The organism is Butyrivibrio sp. FCS006 (assembly GCF_000424525.1).
Classification (GTDB): domain Bacteria; phylum Bacillota; class Clostridia; order Lachnospirales; family Lachnospiraceae; genus Butyrivibrio.
The window spans coordinates 139,040-155,106 of sequence record NZ_AUKB01000013.1; the positions used below are offsets into that span (position 1 = coordinate 139,040).

Consider the following 16,067-nt stretch of genomic DNA (forward strand, 5'->3'; position numbering starts at 1 on the left):
GAGCCTGCAAGCCTTTACCGTCAATTAACTAAAACTTTTAACTGGCGATAAGTAAGCCATAAATCCCTCTTTCGCTGCTCCTTATCTATGTCATATTCCCTTATCTACAATTTCCCCATGTATCTCAAGAATATCGCTTATACTTATGGTCACATTCATATCAGCAAGCCCTTCTTTTCGCTCTAAAACCAGTTTCCTGCTGACATTGTCGACCTTTTTAATAACTTCTGTTATTGTTTGATAGCTGCCTCCTTGCTTTAAAAGATCAGGCACAAAATAGGTAATGGACACCTCCGGAGATCTTCCCTTATCTATCTCCTTAGCTATTATCGCCAGCTTCTGATCCAGGATTTCGAGCTCTGACCCATCCAGCTCTATTTTATTGTCAACCAGTCTTGCCTCTTCCTCCACCATGTCGTCATACCCGGTAAGAGCCGCAAAAGGCGCAAACTGAGCAGCTCTGTCATAAAGACTCATATGCTTATGCACACTGGACTGATGGTGCGGTAAATCGATTATATCCGCGTATATGGCCCTTGGATCGGGCTCATGGCCTGTTATACCCTTTGTCATCAAAACTCCCCTTATTCGGCCCTGTGGCCTCCTATTTGACCATTCCTTTGTATGGTGGTGGCACCTTCACTGAGATTCATTCCCTTAAGTACCGCGTTCTTTCCAAATTTCTCCTGAAGCAAAAGAGTCGCTTTCTGCATTCTCTTTTCTTTCTCGTCAGCCTTTTTCTCTTCTTCCCGCTCTTTATCCCTCTTGGAGTAATCAGTAAAAAGATCCATCTGCTCAGGCTCTTCCGGAGGAATCTCCGACTCCTTTATTACTCCGGCTGCAACAACATTAACTCTCCTAATCAGCAGGTCAGGATCAACGATCCTGTCATAGAGCTGCGACATTACTTCCATGATCTTTCGTGTTGAACTGGTATATCTATCAAGATTCCCTGTACCATGGGCATGTTTTGGCGCCATTCTGCCATAGTAATCAGCTGTGACTATACCTGTATATCTCTTGCCTGTTGTGGCCACAGCATATACTGTATCCTGCGGAGTTCTGCCCTGATGCAAGACCTTAAGGCTCTCCCTATCATAGCTGATCGTCAGTACAACCTGCTTGGTAACCAGATTCTTCCTTACAAGGTCAAGAACGAGAAGCTCAGTCATTTCTTTTACTATGAGCTTGCCCTTTTCGGCATTGTAGGGCTCCATGAGGACCTGGCCCGATGAGATTGAGTTGTTCTCAGGCTTGTAGGACTTAATGGTGGATATCTCCGTCGGCTCCCATCCCCAGGCATGATCTATCAGCAGCTCTGCATTTACGCCAAACTCTTTATAAAGACGTTCCTCATCCTGTATGCTAAGCCTTGCCACGTCTCCCATGGTATAACACTGCATGTTCTCCAGGCGCTTTGATATTCCCCTACCCACGCGCCAGAAGTCCGTAAGAGGCCTGTGGCACCACAAAAGCTCTCTGTATTTCCTTTCATCAAGCTCTGCAATACGAACGCCCTGCTCATCTGCCTGAACATGCTTGGCCACGACGTCCATGGCCACCTTGGCCAGGTACATATTGGTTCCGATTCCGGCTGTCGCCGTAATTCCCGTCTCTTTAAGCACATCTCCTATCATGGTCCTGGCCAGTTCATGGGCCGTGAGAGAATAGGTCTTCAGATATGCTGAAACATCGATAAAGCACTCATCTATAGAGTAAACATGTATGTCATCCGGACTTACGTAGTTCAAGTATGTTGAATATACCCTGGTACTGACTTCTTCGTACTTAGCCATGCGCGGAGGCGCTGTAATATATGAGAGTTCCAGGGACGGATCCTTATCAAGGTCTCTAACATCACAAGAAGATCCGGAAAAGTGGTAATTTCCCGAATCATCCTTGGCCGCCACCCCGAGCTTTATTGCTTTATTCAAGCGCTCAATGTTGATCTCTTTGACCCTTTGCACCACTTCAAACAACCTGGCTCTGCCGGATATTCCATATGCTTTTAAAGATGGTGAAACCGCCAGACAGATGGTCTTAGACGTTCTGGAGGGGTCTGCCACCACCAGATTCGTCACAAGAGGATCGCACTCTCTGTCCACAGCCTCAACAGAGGCATAAAACGACTTCAGATCTATGGCTATGTACTGTTTTTCCATGTTATAAAGTATATCCTAAAATATCTGTCGCTGCACCATCGACACGGCATGCTCTGTCATCCAGATACACATCACAGGTGATCTTACGGGAGTTGGAGCCGTACTTCTCTATTGTCTCCGGGAGATTATCATTGACTGCATCAAAATTCAGCCCATGATCCTTGCAAAACTTCACCGCTCTCTCCAGAGGTTCTCCTGCCCTGCAAGTCCAGAGTATGAGCTTATCACCGCCCCTTTGCCTGTCTATAAGATAATCTATCAGTCCGCTGTTGGCCGGTCCCACTTCGGGCCACTCGCCCATGCTTAATGTTCCGTCAAAATCCACCGCATAAATCATAGTCAAACCTTCCTTTCACTATCAGGCCTTGGACTCCAGAAACCACTTGGCACCGGAGGGTGAGTCCTCAAAATACAAATGAATCTCTTTTCCATCTACAATGCAGGTATATACAAGTCCCGCTCCGCCGGCTCTTCTGCTGGCTCCGGGAACACAATCCTTAACCCTTGTTATCTGATATTTCCTGCCATCTTCCCACTCTATGGACAAAGGACATATCTCCCCTTCATCCGAAAATTCAACCACAGTATCCACATAAACCTTATGTCCTATCCGAATCGCCATATCCGGCCTCCTATCATTCATTCTCCCCAAGAACCTTGTTTCCATTCTGGAAATATGCCACCGGATGGATCATGTGGTCATCAGCCTTTGCATCAAGTCCGGACAATTCCCTGTCATAATACATAAGGCCCCGAAGCACGGCGCTATAGCCAAATCTCCTTCGTATATCCGTGACTGCAAGATCAGCTCTTAAATACTTCTCTCTGAGTGCCTCACTCCTGAAAAGATCCGTCTGATAGGGCATCGTATCGGGTACAAGTCCCGCCACTCTCACCCCCACACTTCTGATTGGATGAGCCCAGTCGTAATTCTCCTTAAAAAGCTGCCAGGCATAGCCTGCAATCTCCTCGGAAATATTGGTTGGAATCTTCACTCGGTGCTGTCTTGTGAAGCTAAATAGTCCATTATCTCTTACGCTGATGCCTATTACATCTCCGATAAAGTGATTCTCCCTGAGCCTGGCTGCCACGCTCTCTGAGAGCAGGTATATGACCATACGGACATCCTCGTCATTAACCAGATCTCTTGGCGTCGTTGTGCTGTTGCCAACGCTCTTTATGGGAGATGACTCGCCCACAGCTGCCACCGGAGTCTGATCCTCGCCCCTTGCAAAAGCCGACAGAACGTAACCTATCTTGCCGAATATATTGTGAAGACTCTCAGGATCTGCCTTAGCCAGATCTCCTATGGTTATTATCCCGTATTTCCTGAGCTTCTCATTGGTGTGTCTGCCCACATACAAAAGGTCCGATGCCGGTGCACTCCACAGAATATCTCTATAATTCTCCCTGGAAATCTGTGTTATCGCGTCGGGCTTTTTGTAATCAGAACCGAATTTAGCATAGACCTTGTTCCACGAAACACCTATGGAAACCGTGATTCCCAGCTCTCTTTTGACCCGATTTGATATCTCTTTTGCAATGGACATACCCGTATCAGTTCCAAGCATATTCTTTGAGTGCGTTATGTCGATCCAGGACTCATCAAGCCCATAGGGCTCGACCAGATCTGTATAATCCGAGTAAATCTTCCTTGCCTTGCGTGAAAATCTTATGTATTCGTCGTAGTTTGGTGAAACAATAGTCAGATCTCCGCAAACCTTCCTGGCCTCCCAAAGGGCCATTCCAACCTTAACTCCGCGTCTCTTGGCTATATAATTGGCAGTAAGTATGATCCCGTGCCTGGCCTCCGGATCTCCTCCCACTGCCATGGGAATATCCCTGAGCCCCGGATTGTGCAACATCTCTACCGATGCGTAGAAACAATTGCAGTCTGAATGAAGTATGATCCTGTCATCATCCATAACCACTCCTTAGCACTCGCAAACATGTGTTGCGAACATCTGTTCTTGTTTGTGCTTTTATTGTACGAATGTTTGTTCGAAAAATCAACCGCTAGATGTTGTGGTGGGAACTTTATTGGACTCATTCCCTCGCGTGGCAGATAAAAAGCGCAACAGAAAAGGCCACTATCCATCAGCGATGAATAGTGGCCCTGTCATATTTAGTATTCAGTTTTTTATTACTTTACTTCATCTGTAGTTCCGTCTTTTTTTACTACTTCAAGCTTGCATCCAAGTCCGAATGCTGCTACGGAACCGGCGATCATTGCCCAGGGTGCTGCAGCAAGTCCAAGAAATCCTCCGATGATTCCTACATTTACAGGAACACTGAGCACGATCTCATCATTCTTGCGAATCTGGATCCTGTCTACATTGCCCTCTTCCACTTTCTTTTTGAGCTTTTCTACAGCTGCCTTAGCCTCTTCTCCGATGTCTATTGTATCGGGACGGATCAGTTTGATAGCCTCATCAGCATTTCCGTTTGTCTTTGTAAGGGCTTCTTTAGCAGTCTTGTATTCAACTCCTGTTGCCTCCATTACTTTCTCGATAGCTTCTAATGTGATTTCCATTTTAAGTCCCTCCTCTAATCTTTGTGATCTATCTCGAAATCAGCTATGTGTTTTGCTGATGATATGATTATATCCGGAGATTCTATCCACAAAAATATTGTATTCCGTGAAATATGACCGCCTAATTTTCCCCTTGTGCATGTCCTGCAGTAATAATCCACAAAAAATACAGACTCTTTTTATACTTTCTTTAGCGACTGATTACGGGAAATACAGAATTATAGGGTATTATAGCTATATCGGTTGTTGTTATATCACACGGAGACTATACCAATGGGCAATTCAAATTTTTATTCAAAATCACATTGCACAAAAGTAGTGGATGCAATAAACATCGGCGGAAAATACGTGGATAAGGAAGTTCTCACTCAGAAAGTCATTACAGCCACCACAACTTCCGTATTTGCCGTTTCATTTATTACATTTATCATCCTGCTTCTTGGCTGATCAGATGACATTAATCTGACATGATCTCATGGTTTCAAGCGCTGCCTCGTGCTTTTCCACGGTAACGCCTGCGCAGCATGAAGAATCAACGCTGATCTTTACTTCAGGCATGAAGGCCTTGAGCATGAGCGCATTTGATACAACGCAGATGTCGGTGCAAAGTCCGACCATCTCAATTTCCAGCTCTTCTTCCTTGGAGAGCTTTAATATTGCATCACAGAGAGCTGTTGAGCCGAAGGTGGGCTTATCAAAGATAGTTGCCCCATCAAGTACGGCTGCAACGGCTTTATTTATTTCCCATCCTTCTGTTCCCTCTACGCAGTGAACAACCGGAAGATTCTTGCCCTCCTGAGTCTCCATATAGTTTGGCTGATGTGTGTCTCTTGTGGCAAATACGTCCTTTATATCATAACACTTGATTTTTTCTACCACGTTTGGCACGATGGCTACAGCCTCTTTTGTTCCAAGTGCCCCATCAACAAAGTCCTTTTGCATGTCGATGACAATAAGTATTTTTCTCATATCTTTCTCTCTCCCAAATATAATTTATTCCTCGGAAGCCTTGGGCAGACGGCTATAGGTCTCACTCAAAAGCCTGATGCTTCTTGCCAGATCCTCCGAGAGATAGTTCGGTGTAAGGCGCCACTGCCAGTTCCCCTCTGCTGTTCCGGGGGTGTTGATCCTGGCTTCCTTTCCCTTACACAGATAATCCTGTAAAGGAATTATACACAAATCTGCCACGGAGCGATATGCCTCCCTGATAATATCCCACACAAAGGCGCCATAGTCCGTATTCATGGAGTTTATGTATCTTCTGGTAAAAGACCTTTCGCCCTCGTTGATCTCCTGAACCCAAGCAAAAGTCGGTGTGTTATCATGGGTGCCGGTATAAACAACACAGTTTTTCTCATGTCTGTGATTTACATAGCAGCTGTCCCAGCTTGTAAAGCCGTATTGAAGCACCTTCATTCCCGGGAAGCCTGAATCCTTAAGGAGTTTAACATTCTCCTCTGTGGTATTTCCCAGATCCTCTGCGATCATATCAAGCTCTCCGAGGCTCTTTTTAAGTGCATTGAAAAGATCCATTCCCGGACCCTTCTTCATTTTGCCGTTCTTTGCAGTCTCATCTCCGAAAGGAATCTCGTAGTACTCGGAAAATCCATGGAAATGATCGATACGGATCACGTCGAACCACTGATAATTGCGCTCAATTCTCTTTATCCACCACAAATAATCGTCTTTTTTGAGAGCATCCCAGTCATATATTGGATTTCCCCAGAGCTGGCCTGTAGGCGAAAAAGCATCCGGAGGACATCCTGCCACTGATTTGGGCTCAAAGTCTTTGTCCATCTCAAAAACTTCCGGATGTGACCAGCTGTCTGCGCTGTCCATGGCAACATAAAAGGGAAGATCGCCGATGATCTTCACATTATGCTTGTGCGCATAATCAAGAAGTGCCTTCCATTGCTCATCAAACTTAAATTGCTGGAAATAGATGAACTCAATCTCCTTTTTGTTGGTCTTTTTTATCTCATCGATAACCTTTTTATCACGGCTTCTTAACTCTTTATCCCAGTCTGTCCAGGATTTTCCGCCCTGAAGCTCCTTGATTACAAGGTATAATGCGTAATCCTCAAGCCAATATGCATTTTCCTTAGAATACTTCTCAAGCTCCTTCTTATCGCCCTTCTCGAGGAAATTGTCATAGGCCTTCTCAAGTACTTTATACCTGTTTTCGTAGAGTTTTCCGTAATCCACGCACTCCTGATTACCGCCAAAATCCATGCAGTTTACATCATCCCAGGACAAAAGTCCCTCTTCTATGAGCTTTTCAGGCGAAATAAAATAAGGATTGCCTGCAAAAGCCGAAAGTGGCTGATACGGAGAATTACCATAGCCCGTAGGGCCAAGTGGCAAAACCTGCCAATATCCCTGTCCGGACTTCTCCAAAAAGTCCACAAATTCGAATGCCTCTTTTGAAAAACATCCAATCCCAAATCTTGATGCCAGTGAAAAAATAGGCATCAGCACTCCGCTTTCCCTGTTCAAAACTTTCTCCTCCTTAGATAACATTTGTTATTTATATAACTTTCCAATTGCGCCAAGGTCATCTGTAAAGCGCTTTACAACCTCATCCGGGCCAACGATCTTTACACTTGAGCCAAGGGAAAATATCCATCCCAAAAACTGTTCGCTGAGGGCCACATCGACATTTGCCTCCGCCCATTCTTCATCGTCCGTAGAACGAATAGCAATATCTTTTCCGAATCTGTCCAGCAAAACTCCCACCAGGTCCTTCTTGAACTTAAGCTTAACCTTGACCTCTTTTCCGCCAAACATTCCGAAATTCATCCTGGCGTAGGTGGCCATATCAACTTCCTCGAAGTGGCTTCTTCCCTCTCTCTTCTCCTCGATAATATCGATATCACGCATCTTGTCGACTCTGTAATGCTTGATGATTCCTGCTTCTGAGTCAAATGCTATCAGGTAATAATTCTCGTCGTCCCAGGTCAGTGCCCATGGACTTACCTCGTATTTTCCTTCTTTTCTCGGAACCATCTCTTTATTGATATTCCATTTAAAATAATTGAAACGGATCTTATTGTTGTTACTGATTGCACTATGGATCTCATCTACTACGTAATAAATGCTCTCGTTCATGGTCTTAATACGCCCCTGAACCACCACCTGGCGCTTAAGCTGCAGCGCCTCGTAGTCACTTACAAGCCCTGTGAGCTTCTTTATAAGTTCGCTGGACTTCTTCTCTGTAATAAACTTGGAAGACTGAATAGCATCCACCAGGAGTTTAAGCTCTGCTATCTCAAACTCCTTACTGCCAAGGTGATAACAGAAGTTTCTTCCGTCTTTTTCACCGATAACATCAAATCCCAGCATCCTGAGAGCATCCATATCGTCATAAAGGCTCTTTCTGTCAGCTGCAATGCCGCGACTTTCAAGCTGCTGCTGTATCTCGGGCATGGTTATAGTGTGATTGTCATCGGTTTTTTCCAGCAAAATCCGGTAGAGATAATATAGCTTTAATTTCTGATTAGCGCTTCTTGGCATGCTTCATCCTCCCTGTAAAATGAACCGGCATAACAATATCAATTATAGTGCATTTTTCTTGATTTAGCGATATTCGGGTAATAGAATGAAATAGAAAACTATTATTTTTTGAGAGGGATTTTGATGAAGATTATTCGCAGTAAAGCCTTCAGACTCATAGTAATCCTAATCTGTATTGCGATAATAATATATGAGTCCATAGCTATTTACAGAGAAAAGCAGGAATATAACATAGCAGGCACCGAGTATGAAGAGCTGGTTGAGGATTCCGTATCCGTGGCAGATAAGACCGAAATGCCTGATGGCGCTACATATCCGCCTCTTCAGATTGATTATGCCCAGTTAAAGAGCATAAACAGTGACTTTGTTGCATGGATTTATATGCCATGTTTTGACTTAAGTTATCCTGTTGTTCACGAAAAAGAGATTGATGAGTACATCAAAAAGACCTTTGAAGGCAAGTACAACAGCTCAGGATGTCTTTTCACCGATGTTCTCAGCACAACGGATTTTACCGGAATGCACGATATCATTTTCGGTCACAACATGAGAAACGGTGCAATGTTCGGCAAGTTCAAACAGCTCATCCAGGAAGGCGGCCGCGATATTATCGATTCAAATCCTTATGTCTATATCTACACAGAGAATGCCGTCTATAAGTACCGTGTTTTCGCCTATTACGTAACAACCGTCGGAAGTGACTCATATTCGGTTGTAACCTCCGAACAGGAGTACAACGATTTCATTAAATATATTGCAAGCAACAATCTGTACGAAAAGCCATCAGATCTAAACCTTGACGAGTTCCCTTCTATCCTCACTCTCTCCACCTGTAGCGGTAGATCCGGAAGCGGAAAAAGACTGGTTATTCACACTGCCAAGGTTGATGGCTGGACACTGAATAATTAAAAGAAAAGTCATAGATGTTATATAACATCTATGACTTATTTATTATATCTATATTCTTATATTATCAGGATCAAATGCAGTTATATCCTTTGTTTGTAAGGATGTTCTCCACCTGATATATGTCATCAGTATGCATCACCATGATTGGAAGTCCCGATTCTCTGTTGAATGAAAGATATATGTAATTAACGTTAATATTGCTGGAATACAGCGTTTTTAATATCTTGTCGAGGGCTCCGACCTCATCCGGGCATTCAACGGCTAAAACCGGCGTAGTTTTGCAAATATAGCCGTCTCCTCTAAGGACCTCAAGGCACTTTGCCGGATCCGAAACCACCATCCTGATAATTCCGTATTCTGCCGAATCATTGGTTACAGAACCTAAAATGTTGATTCCATTTGAATTAAGAAGTCCTGTGATGTTCTGAAAACATCCTTTCTTGTTCTCTGCGTAAATTGAAACCTGGTCTAACATAACTGTCTCTCTTTCTGTATTTATTCCCCATCGAAGAGCTTCTTGACCGCAAGAAGCACATCATACGATGTAAAAGGCTTTATTACGAAGTCCTTTGCTCCCTTTTTGAGGGCCATCATTATCATAGACTCATACTTCTGATCTGAACACATGATAACTTTGGCATTGGGATCAATCTTCATTATCTCTGTAAGTGCGTCAATACCGTTCATTTTAGGCATATTTATATCAAGGATCATCACATCCGGCTTAGTCTCCTGATAAAGTTCAATTGCCTTATCACCGGAAGTTGCCTCTCCGACTATCTGATAATCCTCAGCCGGAAGCGCTCCTCTAATCATCTCTCTCATCAGTGTAGTATCATCAGCAATAAGTACTCTTTTACGCATATAGTCTCCTTCACATCAATACATATCACTAAAAAGGTCTTTTTATTATATTATCATGTATAATAAATGAAAAAAAGAAAAATCCAAAGGAAAATCCATGAATCAAGAAAACAAAATGGGCGTAATGCCCATAAAAGAACTAATCATTTCCATGTCCCTGCCTATGATGATCTCCATGCTGGTGCAGGCTCTTTATAACGTAGTAGACAGTGCCTTCGTAGCCCGTATTCCCAATCACGCAACCGAAGCCATCACCGCAGTTACTTTAGCTTTTCCCATGCAAAACCTGATGATCGCCATGGGCTCCGGAACCGGTGTCGGTATTAATGCCCTTCTATCGCGCTCACTCGGCGAAAAGAGATTTGATAAATCCGATGCAGCAGCCAATAATGGTCTGTTCCTGACATTCCTCAATTTCGTACTCTTTTTTATCATAGGTATTTTCTTTGCCCGTCCATTTATTGCATCCCAGTACAGCAGCGGAATAATCATGGAATTCGGCACAAAATACCTCAGAATTATCTGCCTGTTTTCTGCCGGAATATTCTTCCAGATGACCTTCGAAAGGCTTCTTCAGTCCACAGGAAAGACTATATTCAGCATGGTTTCTCAGGCAACAGGTGCAATTATCAATATTATCTTTGATCCGCTTCTTATCTTCGGAATCGGACCTTTCCCCGAACTTGGCGTTGCAGGAGCTGCCTATGCCACAGTTTTGGGCCAGTTTATCGGAGCTGCTATAGGCCTCACCTGTAATCTGAAGTTCAATAAGGAAATTGTCTTTTCCTGGGAAAAGATACTTCACCCTGAGCTTGAGACCATCAGAGAAATATACTACGTTGGTGTCCCTTCGATACTTATGATGTCCATCGGCTCAATTATGACTTATCTGCTGAATAAGATACTGATCATGCTATCACCTATTGCAACAGCGGTATTCGGAATCTATTTCAAACTGCAGAGCTTTATCTTTATGCCTGTATTTGGCTTAAACAACGGACTTATACCTGTACTCGCCTACAACTACGGTGCCAGAAAGAAATCACGTATCAATGAGGCTCTCAGGTTTTCACTTGCACTTGCCCTTTCCATAATGTTTATAGGAGCAATTGTATTCTTCACCATGCCTGATAAGCTCCTGGGAATATTTAATGCAGACGAAAATATGCTTAGTATAGGTATTCCGGCGCTTCGCACAATATGCCTCTCATTCCCTGTAGCAGGCCTGTGCATAACCATGGGATCCATATTCCAGGCCTTTTCAAAGAGTATCTACTCTCTGATCATATCTGTAGGAAGACAGCTTGTTGTGCTAATCCCGGCTGCATGGCTCTTATCTAAGACCGGCAATATAAACCTTGTTTGGCTCGCATTTCCTATCGCAGAGGTAGCTTCACTTGCCCTATCTGCCTACTATTTCCTCAAAGTATACCGCCAAACAGTAGCAAAACTGTGAATTTGTAATACTCTTTTTGTAAAAAGTCAATACTTTAGCGCTTTTTCAGAATTCTGCACTAAAAAACACAATGAAATTTGGCATTTTTTCGTGTTTAATCTCTTGAGAATGCCCAAAACTAGGTGTAAAATTTTCATTGTAGTAAAAATTACTCATTTTGAGGGAGGTATTATACCATGAATAAGACAGAACTTGTTGATGCTATCGCAAAAGAGACTGGTCTTTCAAAGAAGGATTCAGAGAAGGCTGTTAAGGCTTTCACAGATGCTGTATCAAAAGAGCTTAAGAAGAAAGGCAAAGTTCAGCTCGTTGGATTCGGAACATTCGAGACAGCTAAGAGAGCAGCTAGAACAGGTAAGAATCCTCAGACTGGCGCAGCTATCAAGATTCCTGCAGCTACAGTTCCTAAATTCAAAGCTGGTAAGGCACTCAAGGATGCTGTAAACGGAAAGAAGAAATAATTTAATAGACATTATTTAAGCCCTCGGACTTATGTCCGGGGGCTTTTAAAATGCATTTAAAGGCGATTTTAGACGTTTTTCTTAGTTTCCTGATCTTCCTCTGAGCTTTTCCTCTAATTCCTTGTGAGCGAGGTAAATATCGTTATTTTTGTCCATATCCTGCTGGATAAGGTTTCTGATATATTTTGTTGCTGACATATTGGCAGCCTTAGCCATATGTTCAACATAGTCTCTGTATCCTCTGATATCCAGAAGGAGGAACTTCTCTTTCTCGTATCTGCTGTTGCTCTTGGCAGAAGTCTCAGTTTTATCAACTTTTTCCGCTTTATTAATTCTTTCATTAATAACTTCGGGTTGTTCTTGAATTTCTTCAATAACAGGTGTTTGAACCTGTGGGTGCGGCATTACAGGGGCTTCTACTACCGGCTCCTCAACAGGTACTTCCGCTACCTTTACCTGAACAGATTCTTTCTTTGTTTCATTGACTACTTTGGTCGGTTTTTCTTCTTTTACAATATCTTCTGTTATCTCAACAGCCTTGGAAGGCGCTTCTTCTTTGGCATCCAGCCTTGACATTCCTGCAAATAAACCCATACCAGTTTTATTGGCGCCCTGTTTTAACATGTTCGCTTTACTTGCCATTACTCATCCTCCCCCAAGAATTCATCAATGAAATCATCATAGTCTCTAGCTGCTGCTGAACCACCGGAATATTCGAATATATCCATTTTCATGGTTTGTGCCTCTTCTACGGATACATTCAGTCTTATCTTAGACTTAAACACCTTCGTACCAAGTAATTCCGCCTTCTCTTCAATATCATTGATCCAGATCTTTGAATTGGCTGTATTTCTTACCTTAGTAACGAGAATACCGTCAACTACCAGCTTATCATTAGTATAATCATGAATCTGATCTATAAATTTATACAGTCTTGATAATCCCTGAAGTGAGTATGCGCCTGGCTCCAACGGTATTATTACCTCATCTGCCACGGTCAGTATGTTCATAAGAACAACGCCAAGAGCCGGACTACAGTCAAATATGCAGAAATCATAGTCTTTCTTGAGCTTGCCGATTGCATTCTTGATCAGTCTCTCTCGTCCCAGGTCTCCAAAGGTCATATCTGCGGATGCAAGGTCGATTCCGCCTACTATAAGGTCCAAATTGTCCCCTATTGGAATAATGGCGCGATTAATGTCCTTTTCCCCCTTCATGACCTCAAATAATTTAGCAGGGACGTTTTTGAAGAAATATTCCTGTTGTTCCGGTGTAAGTGCTTCAATATCCTCTGGATCCGGATCAATCTCATTTAAATTGATTCCTGCGGTCATAGACAGGTTTTCCTGAGGATCGGCATCTATTACAAGAACCTTGTATCCCCTGTTAGCCAATCCTACCGCAAGAGCGTAGCTGGATGTTGTCTTGGCAACTCCGCCCTTCTGATTACTAAATGCTACTATTCGCATGGCTCCTCCCAAACTTATATAACATATATCTGTTATAAATTTTATACATTCAATCCTTTCTTATTATATAACGTAGGACATTTAAATTCAATAAGTAATATGATAAATATATTATATTTCACATCTATATGTTATATAACTTATATGTTTATACATATTTAGTGATCATTTGTTTAGATTATTTATATTATATTTGTTATATAACAATTCGGATCATCAAACAATATAATGTTATATATCATATATGTGCGATATATTTTATAGAGCGCAAAATGTAGTTTTTTATTTTTGCATAATGTTATATAACATATATCATTTATATTTCAAAACAATCTTTTTTATTGATTTATAAATTTGATTTTTAATCCCGGTAATCGAGAAACAATTTTTAACATTATATAACATATATATGCTACTTTTTCCTTTTTGATCAATTACTTATAATATTAAGTTTATCCTTCTACTTTTCACACTATCTCAGGTGCTGATTCTATATTTCTCTTCAATTCCTTGGAAACGCGCTTATTTACTGACTTTGCAGAAGAAACAGCTTCATTAAATTTATATATATGTTATATAATTCATCGTGTTATTTACAACATCCCTGGCCTGCATTTTATGGTTTTAAGCTCCAGCATATGCAGATCCTATTTTCATTAACTCAGACTCAATATTATTTAAATCAAATGTTATATATCTTATATCTTATATTTATCATCCTCTAAGATTTTTATTAATCCCACATATGTTATATAACTTATATCGAATATTCATCCTATATCAAAATATTATATAACATATTTATATTATATTTCATATATCTTTTATATTATATATTCGTTTTATTTATTTAATATATTCTATGTATTATATCGCATATATTTATTATACATATTATATATCATATATTGTTATATATATTATTTACTTTATACAATTATATATGTTTTATATGCTATATGTTTTAAATATTTAATATTATATATTTTATTTTTATATTTAATATATTTTATATGTTTACTCTATATTAAATATTTTTAATATTTTATATGTTTCATTTATTTTATATTGCTTGAATGTTTTAAATATTTATGATATTATATATTTGTAATATGTGTTCTTTATTGTATATATTTTATATCATTTATTTAATATATATTTACCTGTTGTACTTTTATGTTTCCTGGGCCTGATGATTTGATCAGTTTTTTGTCATATTAAACATAAGAATTAAAGCTTTTATTTGATTCCCCCGTAGGTAATTCAAAGATCTTTGCCAGAACACATAAAATAAGCAAAAATATTAATTTTAATCAATATTTAGAGCGTTTTTAACCATTGCGGTCTATTTTGGATTTTAAGGGCTTGTAGGCGTAATAATTTACGTAGAGGGTGTTTGAAAAATCGATTAATTAATTATAAAGATTTTATAAACTTGCAATCGAGAAGATGCAATTTTGTATTGAAACATTAGATATCGTTTAAGATGCGCATTTTAAGGCCTTTCCGGGGCTGTGAAAATTGATCTGGAAGTTAAATTCATCAAGTTGCAAGTTCTGTTGCATTATAGTGAATAGAAGATGAGTTTGATTTATTGTATATCGCTTGTTATTTAATTAGAATATATGAGGTATACAGTATATAATTATAATTGGAATTAATATTTTATCATAATAAGTTCAGTAAACGAAATATCAATATAGAATATTGACCCAATCAGTCATTATTCATTTTTGATGATTTTGCAAATATGTTATAATGTTTACAAAATATAAATCTTGATTATCATTTATAATTAAATCTAACAAGCGTATTTTCACATGATTCCATTCTATATCATCTGTTTTTTTATTCTGCATTTCTCTGATGTAATTCCTTTAATTAATTTTTTATTTATTTTTTTATAAATTTTTGGTTGCATCTGTTATTAAATATAAATTTAAATTTGTAATTTTATGTCAATTTGTTATTTATTCAATATTTTTTATATATTTCTTTTGATATATAATTTTCATTCATTTTGTCCTGCATTCTCTAGTAAAGTATTCCTTATAGTTCTGGATCCTGGATACTTTGTCTGAAATCCCTTAATTCAGTCCATTTCCTTATACAAAAACCTTATGCATTTTCTATGCTATTCTTAATTCTTTTATCAATTCTCCTGACTTATATATTTCAATCTTCATTATTTCTTTCTATATTTCATTTTTTTGTCTTCCGGAAAGTGTAATAATCTTTACTTACACAAACGGTGTTGTTTATTAGTATTTATTAATACTTACACTTGTTATTAATTAGCATCCCTCAAAAGTCCAGTAAACATGAGGGATGGGACGTTTTTAGGTGAGTAAAAAGGGGATGAAAAGTAGGGTAAAAGGGTATGGATGGTGTACTAATAGGGCATGATTAGTGACTTTATTTGGGATGGAAATGATACCTTTCAGGTGACGGTTTGGGGTATATAAAGGTATATAAAAGGGAATAAAGGTGACCAAAAAGGGAATAACCATAGAACAAATTATTATGCCAAAGAAATGAGATAAATAGGGCGTTTCAGACATGTTAAGTAATGATAGGTGACCTAAAAGGGAATGATTAGGTGACTAAAAAGGGAATGTATTTATAAGGCCCATTATCGGGAAAAATATGTATTCCTGATCTTAGGAGTATGCTGCCGGGAACATTTTAGAATGAAAATTC

The 16,067-nt window shown here is 40.1% G+C and carries 17 protein-coding genes; 4 read left to right on the plus strand and 13 right to left on the minus strand.

Features of this window, described 5'->3' with window-relative positions:
- Window positions 1-90: 90 nt before the first annotated feature.
- From G633_RS0105400 to G633_RS0105425, 6 genes are all read right to left on the minus strand, one after another.
- Window positions 91-573, minus strand: a complete 483-nt coding sequence (locus G633_RS0105400; protein WP_051199980.1) for a hypothetical protein — start codon at window positions 571-573, stop codon at window positions 91-93.
- 11 nt (window positions 574-584) lie between these two features.
- A complete protein-coding gene (locus G633_RS0105405) occupies window positions 585-2,162 on the minus strand; it encodes a Y-family DNA polymerase (RefSeq protein WP_026519305.1) in 1,578 nt (525 codons plus the stop codon).
- Window position 2,163: 1 nt separating this feature from the next.
- Window positions 2,164-2,499 carry a hypothetical protein gene (locus G633_RS0105410; protein ID WP_035770764.1) on the minus strand — a complete coding sequence of 112 codons (336 nt, stop codon included), beginning with the start codon at window positions 2,497-2,499 and terminating at the stop codon, window positions 2,164-2,166.
- A gap of 21 nt (window positions 2,500-2,520) precedes the next feature.
- Entirely contained in the window at window positions 2,521-2,784 is a 264-nt protein-coding gene (locus G633_RS0105415; protein WP_035770765.1) for a hypothetical protein, read from the minus strand.
- 13 nt (window positions 2,785-2,797) lie between these two features.
- Window positions 2,798-4,087 (minus strand): DNA polymerase IV, encoded by a 1,290-nt coding sequence (gene dinB, locus G633_RS0105420; RefSeq protein WP_035770767.1) that lies wholly within the window; start codon window positions 4,085-4,087, stop codon window positions 2,798-2,800.
- A 218-nt stretch (window positions 4,088-4,305) separates the two neighbouring features.
- Entirely contained in the window at window positions 4,306-4,695 is a 390-nt protein-coding gene (locus tag G633_RS0105425) for a DUF4342 domain-containing protein (RefSeq protein WP_026519309.1), read from the minus strand.
- A gap of 273 nt (window positions 4,696-4,968) precedes the next feature.
- Between G633_RS0105425 and G633_RS19895 the strand changes: the two genes are divergently transcribed.
- Window positions 4,969-5,142 carry a hypothetical protein gene (locus tag G633_RS19895; protein ID WP_155834915.1) on the plus strand — a complete coding sequence of 58 codons (174 nt, stop codon included), beginning with the start codon at window positions 4,969-4,971 and terminating at the stop codon, window positions 5,140-5,142.
- Here the strand turns inward: G633_RS19895 and G633_RS0105435 are convergent, their stop codons facing one another.
- Genes G633_RS0105435 through G633_RS0105445 form a run of 3 tightly spaced genes read right to left on the minus strand, consistent with a single transcriptional unit; the run spans window position 5,143 to window position 8,208 of the window.
- Window positions 5,143-5,664, minus strand: a complete 522-nt coding sequence (locus G633_RS0105435; RefSeq protein WP_022767672.1) for a cysteine hydrolase family protein — start codon at window positions 5,662-5,664, stop codon at window positions 5,143-5,145.
- A gap of 24 nt (window positions 5,665-5,688) precedes the next feature.
- Window positions 5,689-7,191, minus strand: coding sequence for a 4-alpha-glucanotransferase (gene malQ, locus G633_RS0105440; protein WP_255346139.1), 1,503 nt, complete (start codon window positions 7,189-7,191; stop codon window positions 5,689-5,691).
- Window positions 7,192-7,218: 27 nt separating this feature from the next.
- Window positions 7,219-8,208 (minus strand): helix-turn-helix transcriptional regulator, encoded by a 990-nt coding sequence (locus G633_RS0105445; protein WP_026519311.1) that lies wholly within the window; start codon window positions 8,206-8,208, stop codon window positions 7,219-7,221.
- A 123-nt stretch (window positions 8,209-8,331) separates the two neighbouring features.
- Between G633_RS0105445 and G633_RS0105450 the strand changes: the two genes are divergently transcribed.
- Entirely contained in the window at window positions 8,332-9,117 is a 786-nt protein-coding gene (locus tag G633_RS0105450) for a class B sortase (RefSeq protein WP_022767675.1), read from the plus strand.
- A 70-nt stretch (window positions 9,118-9,187) separates the two neighbouring features.
- On the opposite strand, the gene G633_RS0105455 is transcribed toward G633_RS0105450, so the two are convergent.
- Entirely contained in the window at window positions 9,188-9,592 is a 405-nt protein-coding gene (locus G633_RS0105455; protein ID WP_022767676.1) for an acetolactate synthase, read from the minus strand.
- A 20-nt stretch (window positions 9,593-9,612) separates the two neighbouring features.
- Window positions 9,613-9,981: a response regulator gene (locus tag G633_RS0105460; RefSeq protein ID WP_022767677.1), complete on the minus strand. Its 369-nt coding sequence runs from the start codon at window positions 9,979-9,981 to the stop codon at window positions 9,613-9,615.
- Between the two features lie 97 nt (window positions 9,982-10,078).
- Here G633_RS0105460 and G633_RS0105465 point away from each other — a divergent pair, with 97 nt between their 5' ends.
- Window positions 10,079-11,437: an MATE family efflux transporter gene (locus G633_RS0105465; protein WP_022767678.1), complete on the plus strand. Its 1,359-nt coding sequence runs from the start codon at window positions 10,079-10,081 to the stop codon at window positions 11,435-11,437.
- 176 nt (window positions 11,438-11,613) lie between these two features.
- Entirely contained in the window at window positions 11,614-11,898 is a 285-nt protein-coding gene (locus G633_RS0105470) for an HU family DNA-binding protein (RefSeq protein WP_022766405.1), read from the plus strand.
- 81 nt (window positions 11,899-11,979) lie between these two features.
- On the opposite strand, the gene G633_RS17495 is transcribed toward G633_RS0105470, so the two are convergent.
- Entirely contained in the window at window positions 11,980-12,540 is a 561-nt protein-coding gene (locus G633_RS17495) for a hypothetical protein (RefSeq protein ID WP_022767679.1), read from the minus strand.
- Window positions 12,540-13,367, minus strand: coding sequence for a ParA family protein (locus tag G633_RS0105480; protein WP_022767680.1), 828 nt, complete (start codon window positions 13,365-13,367; stop codon window positions 12,540-12,542). Before G633_RS0105480 ends, G633_RS17495 begins: the two co-directional genes overlap by 1 nt.
- Between the last annotated feature and the right edge of the window lie 2,700 nt (window positions 13,368-16,067).